This is a genomic window from Lysinibacillus sp. FSL L8-0312 (assembly GCF_038003285.1).
Classification (GTDB): domain Bacteria; phylum Bacillota; class Bacilli; order Bacillales_A; family Planococcaceae; genus Lysinibacillus; species Lysinibacillus fusiformis_D.
The window spans coordinates 1,189,223-1,208,062 of record NZ_JBBOOV010000001.1 but is presented as its reverse complement, the minus strand read 5'-3'; the positions used below and the strand labels follow the sequence as shown (position 1 = coordinate 1,208,062).

16 protein-coding genes and 1 pseudogene are annotated in these 18,840 nt (G+C 37.2%); 15 read left to right on the top strand and 2 right to left on the bottom strand.

All coding sequences use genetic code 11. The features are described 5' to 3' along the window. Positions 1-14: 14 nt before the first annotated feature. The 11 genes and pseudogenes from MHI22_RS06225 (at position 15) to MHI22_RS06175 (ending at position 14,215) form a co-directional block, all read left to right on the top strand. The gene (locus tag MHI22_RS06225) at positions 15-1,202 is read left to right on the top strand and encodes an MFS transporter (protein WP_036126945.1); all 1,188 of its coding nucleotides are present in this window, start codon (positions 15-17) and stop codon (positions 1,200-1,202) included. A gap of 214 nt (positions 1,203-1,416) precedes the next feature. After that, positions 1,417-2,682, top strand: coding sequence for an MFS transporter (locus MHI22_RS06220; RefSeq protein WP_058844564.1), 1,266 nt, complete (start codon positions 1,417-1,419; stop codon positions 2,680-2,682). 703 nt (positions 2,683-3,385) lie between these two features. Continuing rightward, entirely contained in the window at positions 3,386-4,705 is a 1,320-nt protein-coding gene (gene hblC, locus MHI22_RS06215; RefSeq protein WP_036126937.1) for a hemolysin BL lytic component L2, read from the top strand. Positions 4,706-4,751: 46 nt separating this feature from the next. Next, positions 4,752-5,981, top strand: a complete 1,230-nt coding sequence (hblD, locus tag MHI22_RS06210) for a hemolysin BL lytic component L1 (protein WP_340811405.1) — start codon at positions 4,752-4,754, stop codon at positions 5,979-5,981. Positions 5,982-6,020: 39 nt separating this feature from the next. Next, positions 6,021-7,145 carry an HBL/NHE enterotoxin family protein gene (locus tag MHI22_RS06205; protein ID WP_036126924.1) on the top strand — a complete coding sequence of 375 codons (1,125 nt, stop codon included), beginning with the start codon at positions 6,021-6,023 and terminating at the stop codon, positions 7,143-7,145. A gap of 296 nt (positions 7,146-7,441) precedes the next feature. Beyond that, a pseudogene (locus tag MHI22_RS06200) lies at positions 7,442-8,422 on the top strand (phosphatidylinositol-specific phospholipase C domain-containing protein); the annotation flags it as partial. A 631-nt stretch (positions 8,423-9,053) separates the two neighbouring features. Next, positions 9,054-9,842, top strand: coding sequence for a lipid II flippase Amj family protein (locus MHI22_RS06195; protein WP_036126929.1), 789 nt, complete (start codon positions 9,054-9,056; stop codon positions 9,840-9,842). Between the two features lie 157 nt (positions 9,843-9,999). Beyond that, positions 10,000-10,674: a response regulator transcription factor gene (locus tag MHI22_RS06190; RefSeq protein ID WP_340812704.1), complete on the top strand. Its 675-nt coding sequence runs from the start codon at positions 10,000-10,002 to the stop codon at positions 10,672-10,674. Further along, a complete protein-coding gene (locus MHI22_RS06185) occupies positions 10,671-12,032 on the top strand; it encodes a sensor histidine kinase (RefSeq protein WP_340811403.1) in 1,362 nt (453 codons plus the stop codon). The genes MHI22_RS06190 and MHI22_RS06185 overlap by 4 nt, the downstream gene beginning before the upstream one ends. Before the next feature lie 166 nt (positions 12,033-12,198). Then, positions 12,199-13,134: an alpha/beta fold hydrolase gene (locus MHI22_RS06180; protein ID WP_340811400.1), complete on the top strand. Its 936-nt coding sequence runs from the start codon at positions 12,199-12,201 to the stop codon at positions 13,132-13,134. A gap of 214 nt (positions 13,135-13,348) precedes the next feature. Further along, positions 13,349-14,215, top strand: a complete 867-nt coding sequence (locus MHI22_RS06175; RefSeq protein ID WP_340811399.1) for a DMT family transporter — start codon at positions 13,349-13,351, stop codon at positions 14,213-14,215. Positions 14,216-14,243: 28 nt separating this feature from the next. Here MHI22_RS06175 and MHI22_RS06170 read toward each other — a convergent pair whose 3' ends face one another. Then, the gene (locus tag MHI22_RS06170; RefSeq protein WP_058844570.1) at positions 14,244-14,930 is read right to left on the bottom strand and encodes an ArsR/SmtB family transcription factor; all 687 of its coding nucleotides are present in this window, start codon (positions 14,928-14,930) and stop codon (positions 14,244-14,246) included. Positions 14,931-15,017: 87 nt separating this feature from the next. Between MHI22_RS06170 and MHI22_RS06165 the strand changes: the two genes are divergently transcribed. The 4 genes from MHI22_RS06165 to MHI22_RS06150 all read left to right on the top strand — a co-directional run bounded on the left by MHI22_RS06165 (position 15,018) and on the right by MHI22_RS06150 (position 17,744). Continuing rightward, a complete protein-coding gene (locus MHI22_RS06165) occupies positions 15,018-15,326 on the top strand; it encodes an antibiotic biosynthesis monooxygenase family protein (RefSeq protein WP_036126906.1) in 309 nt (102 codons plus the stop codon). A 30-nt stretch (positions 15,327-15,356) separates the two neighbouring features. Beyond that, positions 15,357-16,187, top strand: a complete 831-nt coding sequence (locus tag MHI22_RS06160; protein ID WP_340811398.1) for a CbrC family protein — start codon at positions 15,357-15,359, stop codon at positions 16,185-16,187. 23 nt (positions 16,188-16,210) lie between these two features. Next, the gene (locus tag MHI22_RS06155) at positions 16,211-17,317 is read left to right on the top strand and encodes a PA2928 family protein (protein ID WP_036126903.1); all 1,107 of its coding nucleotides are present in this window, start codon (positions 16,211-16,213) and stop codon (positions 17,315-17,317) included. Between the two features lie 136 nt (positions 17,318-17,453). Continuing rightward, entirely contained in the window at positions 17,454-17,744 is a 291-nt protein-coding gene (locus tag MHI22_RS06150; RefSeq protein WP_036126901.1) for a hypothetical protein, read from the top strand. Positions 17,745-17,792: 48 nt separating this feature from the next. Here MHI22_RS06150 and MHI22_RS06145 read toward each other — a convergent pair whose 3' ends face one another. After that, complete coding sequence (locus MHI22_RS06145; protein WP_058844572.1) at positions 17,793-18,839, bottom strand: Mrp/NBP35 family ATP-binding protein; 1,047 nt, start codon at positions 18,837-18,839, stop codon at positions 17,793-17,795. Between the last annotated feature and the right edge of the window lies 1 nt (position 18,840).

Genomic DNA, 18,840 nt, shown 5'->3' with positions numbered 1-18,840 from the left:
ACAAGGAGAACAGCATGTGGAGAAATCGAAACGTATGGATTATTTTATTAGGTGAATTTGTCGTCGGACTTGGCCTATGGGCAGGCATTATTGGAAATCTAGCCTTTATGCAAGAGGTAGTACCTTCAGACTTTCACAAATCATTAATTATTTCCTGTGGTATTTTAGCAGGCTTGGTCGTCGGTCCAATGGCAGGACGCATCATTGACCAATCGAAGAAAAAAACGGTTGTCCAAATGGCAAGCATCGGACGAATCATTAGTGTTTTATTTATGTTTATCGCACTTTATACCAATTCGGTTATTTGGATGATTCTTTTTTTAATTACGTTGCAAATAGCCGCCGCGTTTTATATGCCTGCCTTGCAATCGATTATTCCAATGATTGCGAAGGAACAAGATTTAATTACGCTTAATGCTTGGCAAATGAATGCCAGAACCATTTCAAGAATTGTTGGCACAGCCGCAGCAGGGTTTATGTTAAGCTTCTTTGACTTAAAATGGCTATATATTATTTCATTTATTGTCTATGTGATCATGTTTGTTATTACAAGCTTACTGCAATTAGATGAAACGACAAATGCAACACTGACACACAAAGATAAAGGAAACTTTAAAGAAGTATGGCCTATGGTGAAGGAGCATCCGGTCGTCCTGATGACACTCGTCTTAATGTTAATTCCCACATTATTTTTAGGCTCTTTCAATTTAGTCATTATGAAAATTTCTGAAATCCATCAATCAACAACCATCTCAGGATTGCTATATACAGTCGAAGGCATTGGCTTTATGTTAGGTGCTGCAGGCTTAAAAATAATTGCTGAACGTGTACACATGGGCACACTGCTCTTTTCATTAGCCTTTATTATCGGCTCAATGGAGCTATTATTATTACTGGCGGAAATTCCTTTTTTTGCTTTAGTGGCATTTGGGGTCTTTGGCTTTTCAGTCGGCTGTTTTTTCCCGACAACGATGGTTATTTTCCAGAAACAAGTACCGAAACAGTTCCACGGACGTTTTTTCTCATTCCGTAATATGATTGATTCGGTCGTCTTCCAAGTCGTGCTCTTATCTACAGGGATGATGCTAGATTTAATCGGTTTAAGTGGCATGGGGCTTATTTTCGGGATTATTAGCTTAGGTTTAACAACTACTTTCTTACTCTATTCTAAAAAGAAGAAAGTGGTTATGCATGCGTATTAATTCAATGTAACCCATGCTCTACACCAATACCTCTAGCGATATAAGGGTGGTGGCAGATGAAAGGAACTGTCTATGAAATGAGGACGGTTCCTTCTTTATTTTATAGATTCAATTAATCTTGATTGGTATGCATAGAATACCTTGAAGATGATGGCACTTTAAAAGGGATATTTACATAGAGAATACATTATATTTAGAGAAGGAAGGTTGAAAAATGGTTGTAAAAGATCAAGGTTCAATAGAATCCTATATAGCGTCCCCAGAGAAACTAAAAAACTTATATAGGCGTGTGTTGATCGTTGTCAGTCTATCTCAAATTTTTGGTGGGGCTGGGCTTGCAGCAGGTATTACAGTAGGTGCTCTGTTAGCCCAACAAATGCTAGGAACAGATGCTTATGCAGGTGTACCGTCTGCATTATTTACGTTAGGCTCTGCAGGAGCAGCTTTCATTGTAGGGAAACTGTCGCAGCGATATGGTCGTCGCACAGGCTTAGCAACAGGTTTTATAGTCGGTGGAATAGGGGCCGTAGGTGTCGTTTTGGCCGCTATAATGAATAGTGTGATCGTTTTGTTCGCTTCTCTATTAATCTATGGTGCTGGCACTGCGGCGAATTTACAGGCTCGCTATGCTGGGACGGATTTAGCCAATGATAAACAACGTGCCACGGCGATTAGTACGACTATGCTGATGACAACGTTCGGTGCTGTTTTAGGTCCGAATTTAGTAGAAATGATGGGGAGAGTGGCGCTATCCATTGGTGTTCCAGCTCTTGCAGGTCCTTTTCTATTATCTGCGGTTGCCTTTATTGTCGCAGGGCTTGTGTTATTTATTATGTTGCGTCCTGATCCTTTAGAAATAGCTAAGGCCATTGAGGCACATCAGCAAAAAATGAACAAAGATAATAAAGCACCATCCTTGCATACAGCTGGCAATAAAAGAGGGCTAGCAGTAGGGGCAACGGTGATGGTTCTGACACAGATTGTCATGGTCGCAATCATGACGATGACACCAGTACATATGAAACATCATGGACATGGAATATCGGAAGTAGGCATTGTTATTGGATTTCATGTAGGGGCTATGTATCTGCCATCGCTTGTAACAGGTATTCTTGTTGATAAAGTTGGACGAACAGCCATGAGTATCGCCGCCGGTGTTACCTTGCTACTAGCGGGTTTATTAGCGGCATTCGCTCCAAGCGATTCGATGGTTTTATTAATAGTAGCACTTTCTTTACTGGGGTTAGGCTGGAACTTCGGTTTAATTAGTGGTACCGCACAAATTGTTGATGCGACCGAGCCGTCTACACGTGCAAAAACACAAGGGAAAATGGATGTTTTAGTTGCACTAGCAGGGGCATCTGGTGGTGCTCTATCAGGAATGGTCGTAGCGAATGCTAGTTATGCGGCATTGTCCTTAGCAGGAGGGCTATTGTCTTTACTGCTCATTCCCGTAGTGATTTGGTCTAAAAGAGCTTGAGCATAGTATATACTACATTGGTTACGAAACAATCTTGTTTGGGGATAGTTTCAAAGTTTAAAGAGTTGCTTCAAAGAAAAGTGAACCTTTTCCTATAGTTATTTTCTTTCTCGATAAATAGTATTTTAATAAGAAAAAATGGCTGCTAATGGTGAAAAAGCAGACGAAAGCTGTACCTCTCATTTTTCAAAGTAAAAATCTAACAAGACAAATAAAAACACCTTTCGTTGATAAACTTATCAAATCAACGTGAAGGTGTTTTTCTATGGGGACAAAAGTTTTTATCCAGTGTGAAAATGGAAGAAGTTGAAATGTGAATAGCGTGAACTCTATAAAATAAGCGGGAAAATTAGAATTTCTAAGTTTATCTATTCATACAAAATATAGTTTTTTAGTAAAAAATATGTCAATATTGATCCCTGAATCCACTCATTATTAGGAAAATGTAACAAATATAGACTTATTTAGTTTGTTTTAGTGTTTTTTCAAAAAAATAAACGACATAAAAATCTATTTTCATCATTAAATAGCCTATTTATGTTGTTTTTTGCCAAAATATGTGTCTTTCTCTAAAATTTATGTTATTAGGGATGTCTATTCTTATTAAGAACTTTCCTAATATCAATAGTAGATTAGAGGTGTACAAATGTAGAACAAATTGTAATAAAAATAGTGTGGCAATCTATGTAGGGAGGTACAAACAATGAAAAAGAAAATAATTACAGGGTTGATAATAACATCGATTGTTGCTACTGGAGTGAGTCCTATCCATTCTTTTGCAACGCCTATAGTGCAAGTAGAAATGCAAGAGGAGAACGTAGCTCTGTCCTCATCATTAAGAAAATTAGGTGCACAATCAAAGTTGATTCAAATGTATATAGACAAAGCTTTAATGAACCCTAATGTACAGTTAGAGGAAGTACCAGCTTTAAATACAGAGCAATTTCTAATAAAACAAGATATGAAAGAGTGGGCAGTGGAGCTTTATCCAAAGTTAATTTTACTCAATTCAAAAAGTAAAGGCTTTGTAACAAAATTTCAGGCCTATTATCCTACATTAAAAGAATTTGTAGACACTAAGGAAAATAAGGAAGGCTTTTTGGATAGATTGGAAGTTCTTCAAGAAATGGTTCTGACAAACGAAGAAAGTGTTCAATATCAAATGAATGAGCTAACAGATCTTAAATTACAGCTTGATAAAAAACTAAAAAATCTCGATACTGATGTGATAAAAGCGCAGGAGGTACTAAGCGCAGAGGGAACAGGGAAAATAGACAAGCTAAAGGCTGAATTACTAAATACAAAAAAATCAATTCACAATGATTTACAGCAAATCGCATTGATACCAGGAGCTTTAAATGAACAGGGACTCAATATTTTCCAAGAGATTTATAGTCTTTCAAAAGATATCATTGAACCAGCAGCTCAAATAGCGGTGGCAGCCTATAACAAAGGAAAGGAAATTAACAACGCTATTCTAGAAGCAGAGAAAAAAGCAGAGCAAGAAGCAAAAGAACAGGGGAAATCTATTCTAGAGATTGAAGCAGCTAAAAAAGAGGCTCGTGAAAAAATTGAGAAAGATAAACAAGCTGAAATTGCTGCAGCCGCTGCTACAAAATCAAAAGAGTATGACCTTATGAAAACAATTGACCCAGAAAAAATCAAAAAAACATATAATACCTTCGCTGAAGTTAACAAACTAATGGCTGAACAAAGAGCATATTTAGATGATTTAGAGATCCAAAATCAAAAACTATATGATTTAACAAAGAAACTAACAATAGCAGATTTACAACAATCCATGCTTCTTCTTATGCAGCATGATTTGCATACATTTGCTAGTCAAGTAGATGTAGAAATTGACCTATTGAAACGCTATAAAGCAGATTTGAACCTAATAAAAAATAATATAACAAAATTATCAACTGATGCTGATGCGGCGAATCAACTGTCTCAACAAGATACATTAAGAAGATTAAAAAATATAATCAATCAACTTGAGGAACAGGTTAATAAATTTTGATGCTTAGAATTTGTAAAAACCTATCGAAAAGTAGGGAGGAAAAAATATGAAGAAATTTTCGTATAAGGTGTTAACCTTGGCTGCATTGACAACGCTTTTAACTGCTAATAATAGTACATCTATTCATGCGTTTGCACAAGAATGGAGCGCTCAAAAAGAGGTCGTTCAAAAACAGGATAATTATGAATTAGGACCTGAGGGACTGAAGAAGGCGTTAGCGGAAACGGGATCTCATATTCTTGTAATGGATTTGTACGCAAAAACAATGATTAAGCAACCGAATGTAAATCTCTCCAATATTGATCTAGGGTCAGAAGGGGGAGAATTAATCAAAAATATTCACCTTAATCAGGATCTGTCTCGAATCAATGCAAATTATTGGTTAGATACAGCGAAGCCAAAAATTCAAAAGACAGCACGTAATATCGTGAATTACGATGAACAATTTAATAATTATTACGACACATTAATAGACATTGTCCAAAAAAAAGATAGGGAGGGGCTAAAAGAAGGCATTGGTGATCTAATCAGTTCAATTCATACAAATTCAAAAGAAGTGACAGAAGTAATTAACATATTAGAAAATTTCAAAACGAAACTCTATACAAATTCAATTGATTTTAAAAATAATGTCGGTGGTCCAGATGGGAAGGGTGGATTAACAGCCATATTAGCTGGAAAAGAAGCATTGATTCCACAACTTCATGCTGAAATTCAGCAGCTATCTTCCACTCAGAAAGATCATTTTAACAATGTTTTAGCATGGTCAATTGGAGGAGGATTGGGAGCAGCTATTTTAGTTATTGGAACGATTGCAGGAGGGGTAGTAATTGTTGTGACTGGTGGAACAGCAACGCCGGTTGTTGTTGGTGGCCTTACAGCACTCGGTGCAGCTGGTATTGGTTTAGGGACAGCATCCGGTATTATGGCATCTAATCATATGAATGCCTATAACGAAATTTCCCATAAAATAGGGGAATTAAGCACAAAAGCTGATCTTGCTAACCAAGCAGTTATTGCACTTAATAACACAAAAGACACGTTAACATATTTGTATCAAACAGTGGATCAAGCAATCATGTCTCTAACAAACATCCAAAAGCAATGGAATACAATGGGGGCAAATTATAAAGACTTATATGATAATATCGATCAAATGCAAGATCATAAGCTCTCTTTAATACCTGATGATTTAAAAGCAGCTAAACAAAGTTGGAATGATATTCATAAAGATGCGGAATTTATTGCAAAAGACATTGCTTTCACACAAGACTAATGCACAAAAACTTAAAAAGTATATAGGGAGGAATATAAAATGAATAATAAGTTTCTTTACAATCTACTTGCTGTATCAGCCGCTTTAACCCTGACATCCACTTCTATAGTATCACCAGTAACCGCTTATGCAACTACAAGCAAAATGGAGCAAACGAACTATGATGATACGTCTCTTTCAGCAAATGAAGCCAAAATGAGAGAAACCTTGCAAAAGGCTGGGCTTTTTGCAAAATCTATGAATGCTTATTCGTATATGTTGATCAAAAATCCAGATGTGAACTTTGAAGGAATAAATATTAATGGATACGAGGATTTACCGGGTAAAATTGTACAAGACCAAAAGGATGCAAGAGCACACGCCCTTACATGGGATACAAAAGTAAAAAAACAGTTGATCGATACATTGACGGGGATTATTGAATACGATACTAAATTTGAAAATTATTATGATGTTATTGTATATGCAATAAATGCAAATGATGGAGAAACATTAATAGAAGGAATTACAGATTTACGAGAAGAAATTCAAGAAAATCAAAAATGTGCACAACAATTAATAGAAGCGTTAACGGAATTAAGAGACAATATTGGAAAAGATGTCAGAGCATTTGGAAGTAACAAAGAGCTCTTACAGTCAATTTTAAAAAACCAAGGGGCAGCAGTTGAGGATGATCAAAAACGCTTAAATGAAGTTTTAGAATCAGTAAACTATTATAAAAAATTAGAATCTGATGGAATAATAACAATAGCGGTGCCTACTATTCCTACACTAATTGCCGGCGGTATTATGTTGGGGATTGCAAAAGAGAATTTAAGTCAATTAGAACCGTTATTAAAACAATTACAACAGACAGTTGATTATAAATTAACATTAAATCGTGTAGTTGGAGTTGCGCATAATAGTATTAGTGAGATGTATAATGCACTTGATGATGCGATTAATGCTCTTACTTTTATGTCTGCACAATGGAATGACTTAGATTCTCAATATACAGGAGTACTCAGACATATTGAGAATGCAGCTGACAAGGCCGAACAAAATAAATTTAAATTTTTACTTCCTAACTTGAATGCAGCTAAAGACAGCTGGAAAACATTAAAAATAGATGCAGTCACATTAAAAGAGGGAATAAAAGAATTAAATCTAGAATCTTCAAAGTAGATTACTTTACTTTTTGCTATTGATAATTGGTATGAATTTCTATTGCATCGTTTTTTATGATAAAAAAAACGATGCAATGCACCTGTTAATTTCATCTAATAAGACTTGTATTTTAAAAGAAGTAGATTGGGAAAAACGTTTTTTGAAGCTACTCTTTATAGCTTGTCTATCCATTTTCAAAAAACATTGGATATTGGAGTATAATAGAATGCTTTTGTTAGATCTGACATACTCACCTCAACTAAAATTGGATAAATGGTAGTTTTTAGTGAGTGAAAGAGAAGGAGATAGTATTTATGGTGATATTAAAAAGTAAGAAAATAATCGCAAGTATATGTTTTTTCTTTACAATGCTTTTTTCTTTAGGTGGTGTCCACTTAACTTCTCTGGCAGCTTCCGAACAAAATAATCTAAATTTATCAGAGTGGATGAGAGAAATACCTAACTCTCGTGCATTAGCAGAAATTTCTATTCCAGGAACCCATGATAGTGGTACATTCAAACTGGAGGATCCTATAAAATCCGTATGGGCAAAAACGCAAGAAAATGACTTTCGCTCTCAAATGGATCAAGGTGTCAGATTTTTTGACATCAGAGGACGTGTAACGGATGATAATACAATTGTTCTACATCATGGACCTGTTTATCTTTATGTAACACTCCAGCAATTTATTAATGAAGCCAAAGAATTTTTAAAAAGTCATCCAAGTGAAACCATTATAATGTCTCTAAAAGAAGAGTATGAATCCATGCCAGGAGCAAAAGAGTCATTTGCTAGAACCTTTGAAAATAAGTATTTTGGAGATTCTATTTTCTTGAAGACAGAAGGGAATATAACTTTAGGGGATTCTCGTGGAAAAATCGTACTCTTAAGAAGATATTCTGGTAGTACGATGACTGGTGGATATAAAAATTTTGCGTGGAAAGGTAACGCAACATTTACTTCTATGACAAATGGTAATGTGAAAATAACGGTACAAGATAAATATAATGTGAACTATGAGGAAAAGAAAGCAGCAATTGATAGTATGCTAAAAGAGACAGCATTAAATAAAGATAACCCAAATCACATTCATATCAATTTCACGAGTTTGTCTTCTGGTGGTACGGCTTGGAGTAGTCCGTATTACTATGCTTCCTACTTGAATAGCATTACTGCGGCTAAAGTGAGATTAGAGCATCTAAAGAATCTTGAAACAAAAGCTGGATGGATCATTATGGACTATATAGGTGATAGATGGAATCCGAAATTACATGAAGAGATAATACGTTCTAATTTTCGCAATCTACCAACTGATGAGCCACACTTATTTGAGCATATAGATGGAGAGGGAATAGATTTGACTTATCTTCCACATTCTCAATGGAATGATCAAGTGTCATCCATTTTATTAAAACCTTATACAGAAATAACTATCTATGAGCATAGTAATTTTACAGGGAATAGTGTAACGATAGCAAACACAACTGGTTCAGCACAATTATTCAATTTAACGTCTTATAACTTCAATGACAAAATGTCAGCCTATACGTGGAAACTAATTCGTTAAGATTATCATACGAACAGTATTTATAAGTGTATAATCTTAGACCTGCCACTCTTACTAGCGTGGATGTCACGCTGTGCATGACAAAAAGGACAAGTTCATTATCCCTTATAAGGTGATTTCTCCACCTAGAAAATTAAGTGGCGTCATCTTTGAACAAAGATAAATGTTCCAGCTGTGATTTGGTTTAGAAGTGCAGCGTAGCACAATTGTATAGAAGCGCTTTTTAGATCTTACCCATATCTTTTTAGGGTAAGATCTTTTCAATCGGAACTATTTTGTGGGAGAAGCGTCACAATGTTAAATTGTAGGAAAGCGAAGAGTAGGTATAGAAGTGGAGTTAATCACAGATAAATTAATCATGATTGCTTTATTCATTTTAATCATTCATGCTATTGAAACACTTGCTTATGCCGTACGTTTATCAGGGGCACGTGTTAAATTACTAGCATCGGCTTTATCTCTTTTTAATGTGATGGTCATGGTGTCGAGGCTGGCGAATATGATGCAGCAACCATTTACAGGAAGTCTTGTTGATACAGCACCAGCCGATCAGGCTTTGATACATGTAGAAAACCAATTTCGACTGATTATTGGAGCGGCATCACTTGGAACATTACTAGGGATCTTACTAATTCCAACCTTCATAGCTATTTTTTCAAGGGCTATCGTCCATTTGGCAGAGGAAAGAGGCTCAATCCCCGCTTTATTGAAAAAGGGCTTTACGTTTGAATATGTAAGACGAGGTATGAAGCACATTCATAAACCTCATTTTACTTATTTAAAAGGTATTAGCTTACGGGATATACCAATGAAATTATTTGTTATCAATATTGTCATAACAGCGATTTATACCATTGGCGTTTTATCTGCTTTGTATGCCACTTTGTTAGTACCAGAACTAAAGACTACTGCGGTTATGGCATCTGGATTAATCAATGGCATAGCGACGATACTTTTGATTCTATTTATTGATCCTAAAATATCCATACTGGCCGATGATGTTATCAATAAGAGAGGAAGTTATCTTGAATTAAAAAAAGCTTCCGTTATGATGATGTTCTCTAGATTTTTAGGAACGATTGTGGCACAGCTATTATTGATTCCTGGCGCCCATTATGTAGCGTGGTTTGCACAGCTGATTGCTTGAATAGAATCCTCTTCCTTTATCGTTTTTTCGTATAGAGGAAGGGGGTTTTTTATTTTTGGGACGTCAGCTATTGATAACAGTGTGTGGTAAAAGGGAAGTGAAGCAGATATATAGTATAATGTATGTGAATAATACATTGGAAAAGGGGAACGAACGTATGCCGACTATACTTGTTGCGGATGATGATGCGAATATTCGTGAACTTGTTTGCCTTTTTCTGCGCAAAGACGGGTTCACAACAATGGAGGCCGAGAATGGCAAAGAAGCTCTAGCCATCTATCACTCAATGCCTGTCGATCTTGTTGTGCTGGATATTATGATGCCGACGATGGATGGCTGGACGTTATGTAAGGAGCTGCGCAAAGTAAATGCTGAGCTTCCCTTACTAATGCTAACAGCAAGGGGGGAAACATGGGAAAAAGTGAAGGGCTTTGAGCTCGGAACAGATGATTATTTGACAAAGCCTTTTGACCCACTAGAGTTGACGGTACGAGTAAGGGCTCTTCTAAAGCGCTACAGGATTGGCTACTCGCAGATCATTCAACTTGGTCAAATCATGCTGGATCGTCAGACCTATAAAATTAAAAATGGAACAGAGTCTATTTCACTGCCGCTAAAGGAGTTTGAATTATTATTTAAGCTTGCGGAAACACCTGGGCAGGTCTACACACGAGAGCAGCTGATCGATCAAATTTGGGGAATGGACTATGCTGGCGATAATCGAACGATCGATGTACATATTAAGCGTCTGCGCGAGCGCTTCACTGCAACAACTGAATTTCAGATTGAGACAGTACGAGGTCTTGGCTACCGACTTGAGGTTAACGAATGATTCAATCATTATATACGCGTGTCGTTTTAACATTTCTAGTTGCCGTAATTGGTGGCACAACTATATCCTTTTTTATGGCAACATGGGTATTTGAAGATAAATTGAATGAAAACTTACAAATCCCCCTAGTGAATTTTGGTCAGGACATTGTCCATATATTTGAGACATTGCCATTTAATGAAGCAGAACAATTTATTCGTGAAATGCATCAGCTTGAATCCTACTATATCCGCATTTATGAAGAAAAGGGGCAGTTCAAATCCTACGGAGAGCAAAAGGGTGTTCCACTGGCCAATGTAACAATGACACAAGTTCAAAGTGTACAGGATGGGGAAGTCATTCAAGTTAATCCGGGTGGTGTTTCGTCTATTTTTGTAGGAATGCCACTACAAACTGCAATGGGGACTAAGGCGATGTTTATCGAACCCATCTCCCTCCCTTCTACTTCCTTTGCTATAAAATTGATATTGAATTTTGCTACTTATGCTCTTGTTATTGGCAGTGTCGTGTTTATAGTGGCTGCTAGGTTTCTCGTCAAGCCAATAAAAAAATTGACAACAGCAACAAAGCATATTGCAGGTGGAGATTTCAATGTCGAGTTAAATATTAAACAATCAGGGGAGCTAGGTACCTTGGCCAAAAGTTTTGAGGACATGGCGGAGGGGTTACAGCAATTGGAGCAAATGCGGAGAGAGTTTGTATCGAACGTCTCACACGAGGTTCAGTCACCACTTACTTCCATATCAGGCTATGCAGCAGCATTGAAGCAAGTAGATATTACAGACGAGGAGAAAAGTCGCTATCTTGATATTATCATGTCGGAAGCAAAGCGAATGTCTAAGATGAGTGATAGCCTGTTAAAGCTAAGTTTGCTCGAGTCGAAGACACAGCCAATGCAATGTGCGACGTTTAGTCTGGATGAGCAAATTAGGCGAGTAATTATTGCCATTCAGCCGCAATGGTCTGCTCGCAACATCCAGTTTAATCTTCATTTACAGGCTGTTCATATAATGGCTGATTATGACCAATTAAATCAGGTATGGACCAATCTTCTTACTAATAGTATTAAATTTTCCAATGAAGGTAGTATGATTGGGGTCAGTATGAAGCAGGACGCTCATCATGTGATAGTACGAGTAAGTGATTCGGGCATTGGGATTTCTTTAGAGGATCAGAAGCGTATTTTTGAGCGGTTTTTTAAGGCGGATCGTTCACATAGTCGTAAATATGATGGGAGTGGAATGGGTCTCGCAATCGTTAAGCAAATCGTATCATTGCATCAAGGAGACATTCAAGTAGAGAGTAAGCTTGGACAAGGAACGACCATTATTATCCAATTGCCTCTTATCACACAGTAAATGCGTGAGATAGCGAAATTTTTTTGTTGTTCATATTGCGTTCATATTACCGTCATATAGTAGACATCTTCGTCCTTTACACTGATCAATAACAGCTAAGTAAGCTAGCTGGAATAACGGTTGTAAGGGAGGAAAGCACGAGCAAAGATGAACCTCGTGCATAAAAATGAAAAAATTTTTTCGAATCTTACTTAAAACAATAGCTGTTATCGGTTTAACGATAGTACTGCTACTTGCTATTGTGTTTATTGTAAATATTATCTGCAACAAAATAGAGCAAGGGAAAATAGAACACTATGGTCAGCTCATTACTGTGAATGAAGGAAAAATGAATGTTACCATCCAAGGGAAGGGGGCAGAAACAATCGTCCTACTACCAGGCTTCGGAACAGCAGCACCAACACTTGATTTTAAGCCACTTATCGAAGAACTGACTCCTCATTACAGAGTCGTTTCAATAGAGCCTTTTGGCTATGGTTTAAGTGATGATACCGATAAAGAACGAAGCACCGACAACATAGTGAGTGAGATTCATGAAGCTTTACAGGCGTTGAAAATTGACCGCTATATGCTCATGGGACACTCTATAGCAGGTATTTATGGACTTGATTATGTCAATAAATATCCGAATGAGGTGACTGCATTTGTCGGGATTGATAGCAGTGTGCCTACTCAAGACGGTATGGATACGAAATTCCCAATTAAGTCGTTACAACTTCTCAAAAAAACCGGGATCGCTAGAGTTCTTATAAAATTTTCAGACGATCCATATGCTGGCCTACCGTATGATGATGACACAAAAGAACAAATACGGATGATTACAAACAAAAACTTTTATAATACGAGCACTTCCAATGAATTAACAAATATAGAAATGAATTTTATAGCTGCCAAAAACGTAACTTTCCCTAAAGATTTACCTCTTTTGTTATTTGTTCAGGCGAAAAGTGAAGGCATTGAAAAAAATTGGATACCATTGCATGAAGAGCAAGTCAAAAATTCAGTTCATGGAAAAGTAATCACATTGGACGGTGACCATTACTTACACCATACAAGATCACAAGAAATTGTTGAAAACCTAAAAGAATTTATGGATAACTGATAGTTATAGCATCTTACCTCTTTGTTGTTAGAGGTAAGATTTTTTATTGAAATTCATGAAAATAAAATACCTCCCCCAATGAAGTCGCTTTAAGTAGCAATCTAATTGTCCCATTCTTTTACATGGATGTAATCCATACTTCGATAAGCGTTGAATAGCTTCCTGTTTATAATCAGATAGTAGTGATTAATGAAACAGGTTAGGAGTATCTTGTATGAAAAACTATCAATTTATTGCTTTACTAGTAGTAACAACCTTTTTAATGGGTTCATCGTTTGCTATCGTAAAATTAGGATTACCGTATTCATCACCATTATTATTGGCTGCCCTTCGATTTATGCTGGCAGGGATTCTAATGGTCATTGTTGTCATGATTTTCAAAAGACCTCATCCGACCTCAAAGAGAGAATGGCTCAAGCTATGCATCATCGGAGCATTTCAAACGGCTGGTGTAATGGGGTGTATTTTTTTAAGTCTACGCACCATTACAGCAAGTGAATCATCTATTTTAACATTTACAAACCCTTTACTCGTTGTCATATTTGCCACCATTTTTACCAAAGTACGCTATCGTTTCTATCAGTGGATCGGGGTTGTGCTTGGCTTAATCGGAGTGATCATTACAATGGGGGCACAAATTGAATTGAAAATAGGTCTTCTATTTGGACTTTTATCCGCTGTATTTTGGGCGATTGCAACACTTTTAGTGAAAACATGGGGAATGTTCTTTGATACATGGGTTTTATCAGCCTATCAAATGCTGTTTGGGGGCTTACTCCTTTTACTAGGAAGTGCTGTGTTAGAGCAACCATACTTTATTGTCAATCCACAGTCATTATTGATTTTGTTTTGGCTTAGTATTTTTTCTTCCATCATTCAATTTGCAGGCTGGTACTATCTTCTTCAAAATAGTGATCCAGGAAAAACAAGTGCCTATTTATTTTTAGCACCTTTTTTTGGGGTGCTAACAGGATGGGTAGTATTAGACGAAACGTTACATGAATCGTTAGTGGTTGGTGGGTTATTTATCATTAGTGGGATTTATTTAGTAAATCGTACTTTTAGTAGAATAAAGGGCTAGTGGGGCAATCCAAAAGCCCTCTATTCTTCTAGCTGTCTAAATGAAATACCTCTTTAAAACCTCTTTTACCTTTCTCAGTCACTTTAATGGCGCGAATAGATGGTACACGTGTAAGCCAGCCGAGGTTTAATAATTGGTTTAATAGACCATGGCCTAGTGCACCTGCTAAATGGTAACGTCGTTCACTCCAATCTAAACAAGCAGGTGAAAAGGAGCGTCGTTTTCTTTTTAAAGCAGCTAGATCCATCCCGAATGTAGTAAAAAATAAAGTGCCTTCATCTGTCAGGATAAATTGTTTGTCCTCTAATTTTAGATAGCCTGCATCCACCATTGACTCTGTTAATTGGACACCTAATTTACCAGCTAGATGGTCATAGCAAGTTCTAGCATCCTGCAATAATTTCATTTGGCTAGATTGTTTTAAAGAACGTACTTCAGGTGGCGGTGAGATGACGAGAAAAGACTCAAGAAATTGAGCAATGTCCTCACCAGCTAATTGAAAATAACGGTGCCGCCCTTGTTTTTCAACTTTAATCAGCTTTCCTTCTACTAATTTAGCAAGATGAAAGCTAGCAGTTTGTGGTTTAATGGCAGCCATATACGCCAGTTCACTAGCTGTATGAAAACGCCCGTCCATCATGCTAGCAAGAATGGTTGCTCTTGACCTTTCGCCAAGAAGTGCCGCTACCTCCGCCATGTTTGGATTAATTCCCATATGTCACAATCCTTTCAGTTTTCTATATTTTGATTTTAGTTAATTTCATTATCGTTTACAATAAAAGTAATAGAGGAGGAGAAATAAATGGAAACCTATTATGCAGTGATTTTTACATCTCAAAGAACTAAACAGGATGGGGAGGGCTATGGCAAAATGGCTGACCTCATCGATGCCCTAGCACAGCAACAGCCTGGTTTTCTGCGTGTTGAAAGTGTCAGGAACGAGGAAGGAAAAGGCATTACGGTGTCCTATTGGGAATCGCTAGAGGCTATTCAAGCATGGAAAGATAATGCCAAACATTTAACCGCACAACACTTGGGACAAGATAAATGGTACGCGAACTATAAGGTGGAAATTTGCCAAATGATAAAAGATTACTCTTTTGTGAAATAAAATGACGAGTGAGAAGGAGGTCTATTTTTTATGACAATTGCTAAGGAATGGCATGAGCTAAGACAAAAATTTCATCCTTCAGATCCGATAACGATTAATCAGATGCATGTTTTCAAAGAGCGATTAAAGCAGGAGCAGCAAACGGAAGAAACGTTAAGGCTACTAGTAGAAGTCTATTGCTTGCTTAGGATGTACCTAGAGGCTTATCAGCTTTTTACGACCATTATGAATAAAGCTGATAAAAAAGATCGAAAAAAATATGGTGTTCTGCAAACCTACATAAATCAACCAAATTTGGTGAATCCTCTGCTACCACGAAAAATAAACGACCAACAGCCAACTCAAACAATCATTCCAACCTTTAAATATGTTCCTAAACCGCTTGAGGCGAAAATTTTTGAAACAGGTGAAATCGTTGTCTGTGATTGCTGTCAACAGCAAGTGGATGTCTATTACACAGGAGGTATTTACGCTATTGAGGATGTAGATTATCTTTGTCCTTCTTGCATCCACAGTGGAGAGGCTGCCCAAAAATATGATGGCTCTTTCCAGCAAGATTTAATGGATGATGAACAGGTTACTAACCCTGCCTTTGTACAAGAAATTCTCTATCGAACGCCCGGCTACGTAAGCTGGCAGGGCAATAATTGGGTAGCTCATTGTTCGGACTATTGTGCGTTTATCGGCTATGTTGGCTGGAGTGATATAGTGGAGCTAGGTATTGAGGATCAATTTGATAATTATACAGGCTTTTCGAAAGATGAGCTTTCAGCATCGTTAATGAACAATGGTCATCATCAAGGCTATTTATTTCAGTGCTTGGAATGTGACCGTTATGTGCTCTATTCAGATTTTAGTTAATCGCTGTTAGAGGAGGTAGAGAGGTGGAACAATTTCTTCAACGATATATGTATTCATGGCGTTTGAATGGCTGGCTGATGCATGATATTTTTTTATGTATCGTGTTGGGATTAGGATTTTTACTGTTATTGTTTATCGTCATTAAACGTAAAAGCCTTGTTATTTCTAGCATTTTACTAGTTGTATTTATAGTGGTTAGCAATCTAGTCATGATTGTTTTTGGCTTAGCGGGGAGAAGCTTTCCTATAAAATCTGATTCGCCCATTTATACAGATGATTCACAACACATCGCTGTCCAAATGGTGCAGGGCTCTGAAAATAATGGAACATCGAATGGCATTACGCATTTGCTTGCTCATTATCTCATTGTGGCTGTGAATTTAGAGACAGGTGAAAAGCAATGGACAAAATCAGCTTCCCATAAAGATACATTGATTGGGAATTTTATGGGTGGTCTTCTTGTTCATCATCGTGATGATGAGTTTGGTCAATTGTCACTGTTAGATATAGCAACAGGAAAGGAAATACTTTCTGAACAAGAATTTCGTCAGCAATATCAGCCATTAATAGATAAATTAAGTAATGGTGCACATCAGATGGTTATTTTACAAAATAATTTATATTTGGAGGGTGTCGATGGCAAATTCTATCACTTTGATGGTGAAACTTTAAGTGAGAACCCAAAAGCTCAAGATTTCCTAACAGCTCGTTTCTTCATTGAGACAGGGTTGCCTGGATATTTTGCCACACACCCACAGTCTGTAGAGGACTATCAGGTAATTCAAGATTTTAGTCAGGCTGTTCTAACAGAGCCTGCCATTCAAGCCTACCAAAATTTAGAACCTAAAGTGATTGATGTGGATATCGCAAAAAAAACAGCTCTCGTGTCTTATCGTCAAACACAGCGGGAAAGTGCTGACCATATGGTTTTGTTTTATGATATGAATAATCATCAAGTATTGTGGGAAGAAAATATAGGTGTTATCAATCCTGACCAACAACAACCTGGTATACGTACATTAGAGGAGACCTATGTTATTCAAGCAGGTGACAGATTATTAGTATTGGATAAAGAAACGAAAAATAGGAATGTTCAATATCATCTGCGGTGGAATCGACCTATTGATTAGTGGCGAATGCCAATATTTATCCTTTTGACAACAAGTTAAAACCATCTATTTGAAAAAACTGTTCATTTTTCGATTCTGTAAAAAAGGAGTATAATTTAATAGGAAGAAACTCTATGTAAAAGGATGACGTACAAACATGAATGAGCAATTAGTGGATTGGATTATACGCTTTCAAAGGGATAAAGATATTGAAGCACTCGCCCATTTAAAAGACTATTGTTATGAGATGATTGAGCCTTTGATTGAGGAATTTACTATGAAATATGGTGAAGAGGCAGGGGAGCTCCTGCATTTAAAATGGGATAAACGGTTTTATTTTATTTTTACGAAATATCAGGTCAATGTTGGACTACCTTTAGATACCTTCGTTCAAAATACGTACCGTTTTTATTTCATGCAAGTGTTAAAAAAGGCAGGCTATTTGTGACAGAAAAATCCCTTGATTTGTGTAAAAGCAAATCAAGGGATTTTTGTTTTATTGGTAAAGCAAATCTTCTGCTAGGTTAGTAAATATCTCACCGATAATCGTTTCTTCCTCATATACTGATGAGCCTGTATTTTCTTCAGGCTGAGCGAAAGGAACATGGGCGATTACTTGTGTTTGCAGTAAATCTGCTAACTGATCGGCTCCACCTTGTCCAAACAGATAGTTTTTTTGACCATCTGCTCCTTCAAAATAAGCCATGTTTTCAACAACACCAAGAATAGTATGTTTCGTATGTTGAGCCATCAAGCCTGCGCGGGATGCGACGTGAGAAGCAGCAAGATGTGGTGTTGTTACAATGATTTCCTGTGCCTGAGGAATCATGGCTGCCATATCAATGGCCACATCGCCTGTCCCTGGTGGTAAATCTATCAGAAGATAGTCCAAGTCTCCCCATAATGTGTTGACAAGGAAATTGCGAATCCATTTGTTGAGCATGGGGCCACGCCACATAACAGGCTGGTTGTCATTGGTAAAAAAGCCCATCGACATTAATTTAACCCCATGACTTTCTACTGGAATAGCTGTTTGGTCAAGCATAGTAGGTTTTTGGTCAATATTCATCATAGCAGGAATACTAAAGCCATAGATATCCGCATCAAGTATTCCTACCCGTTTGCCGAGACGGGCAAGGGCGACTGCTAAATTAATGGTCACAGTCGATTTCCCAACACCGCCCTTACCACTTGTGATGGCAATGAATTGCACACCAGAATTAAGCAGTAGCATATTCGGCATTCCTTGCTCTGTCACATTTTTCGCTTGTAGAGACGCAGTTAATGTGCGACGTTCCTGATCTGTCATAGCCCCAAAGGTAATGGCAACACTGGAGGCACCAATCGCTTGTAATGCTTTTTCCACATCATGCTGGATCTTCGCTTTTAAAGGACAACCTGGAATGGTTAAAATAATATCCAGCGATAGATGGGTGCCGTTTATTTGAATATTACGCACCATATTCAATTTGACGATACTCTGATGAAGCTCTGGATCTTCTACTTGTTGTAATGCGTTGATAACATCTTCTTTTACTAACATG

Excerpts from the sequence above, each read along its gene's own strand:
- MHI22_RS06225 (WP_036126945.1), top strand. The coding sequence starts at position 15 with ATGTGGAGAAATCGAAACGTATGGATTATTTTATTAGGTGAATTTGTC.
- MHI22_RS06185 (WP_340811403.1), top strand. The coding sequence starts at position 10,671 with ATGATTCAATCATTATATACGCGTGTCGTTTTAACATTTCTAGTTGCC.
- MHI22_RS06220 (WP_058844564.1), top strand. The coding sequence starts at position 1,417 with ATGGTTGTAAAAGATCAAGGTTCAATAGAATCCTATATAGCGTCCCCA.
- MHI22_RS06165 (WP_036126906.1), top strand. The coding sequence starts at position 15,018 with ATGGAAACCTATTATGCAGTGATTTTTACATCTCAAAGAACTAAACAG.
- hblD (WP_340811405.1), top strand. The coding sequence starts at position 4,752 with ATGAAGAAATTTTCGTATAAGGTGTTAACCTTGGCTGCATTGACAACG.
- MHI22_RS06150 (WP_036126901.1), top strand. The coding sequence starts at position 17,454 with ATGAATGAGCAATTAGTGGATTGGATTATACGCTTTCAAAGGGATAAA.
- MHI22_RS06170 (WP_058844570.1), bottom strand. The coding sequence starts at position 14,930 with ATGGGAATTAATCCAAACATGGCGGAGGTAGCGGCACTTCTTGGCGAA.
- MHI22_RS06190 (WP_340812704.1), top strand. The coding sequence starts at position 10,000 with ATGCCGACTATACTTGTTGCGGATGATGATGCGAATATTCGTGAACTT.
- MHI22_RS06145 (WP_058844572.1), bottom strand. The coding sequence starts at position 18,839 with ATGTTAGTAAAAGAAGATGTTATCAACGCATTACAACAAGTAGAAGAT.
- MHI22_RS06180 (WP_340811400.1), top strand. The coding sequence starts at position 12,199 with ATGAAAAAATTTTTTCGAATCTTACTTAAAACAATAGCTGTTATCGGT.
- MHI22_RS06205 (WP_036126924.1), top strand. The coding sequence starts at position 6,021 with ATGAATAATAAGTTTCTTTACAATCTACTTGCTGTATCAGCCGCTTTA.
- MHI22_RS06195 (WP_036126929.1), top strand. The coding sequence starts at position 9,054 with ATGATTGCTTTATTCATTTTAATCATTCATGCTATTGAAACACTTGCT.
- MHI22_RS06175 (WP_340811399.1), top strand. The coding sequence starts at position 13,349 with ATGAAAAACTATCAATTTATTGCTTTACTAGTAGTAACAACCTTTTTA.
- hblC (WP_036126937.1), top strand. The coding sequence starts at position 3,386 with ATGAAAAAGAAAATAATTACAGGGTTGATAATAACATCGATTGTTGCT.
- MHI22_RS06160 (WP_340811398.1), top strand. The coding sequence starts at position 15,357 with ATGACAATTGCTAAGGAATGGCATGAGCTAAGACAAAAATTTCATCCT.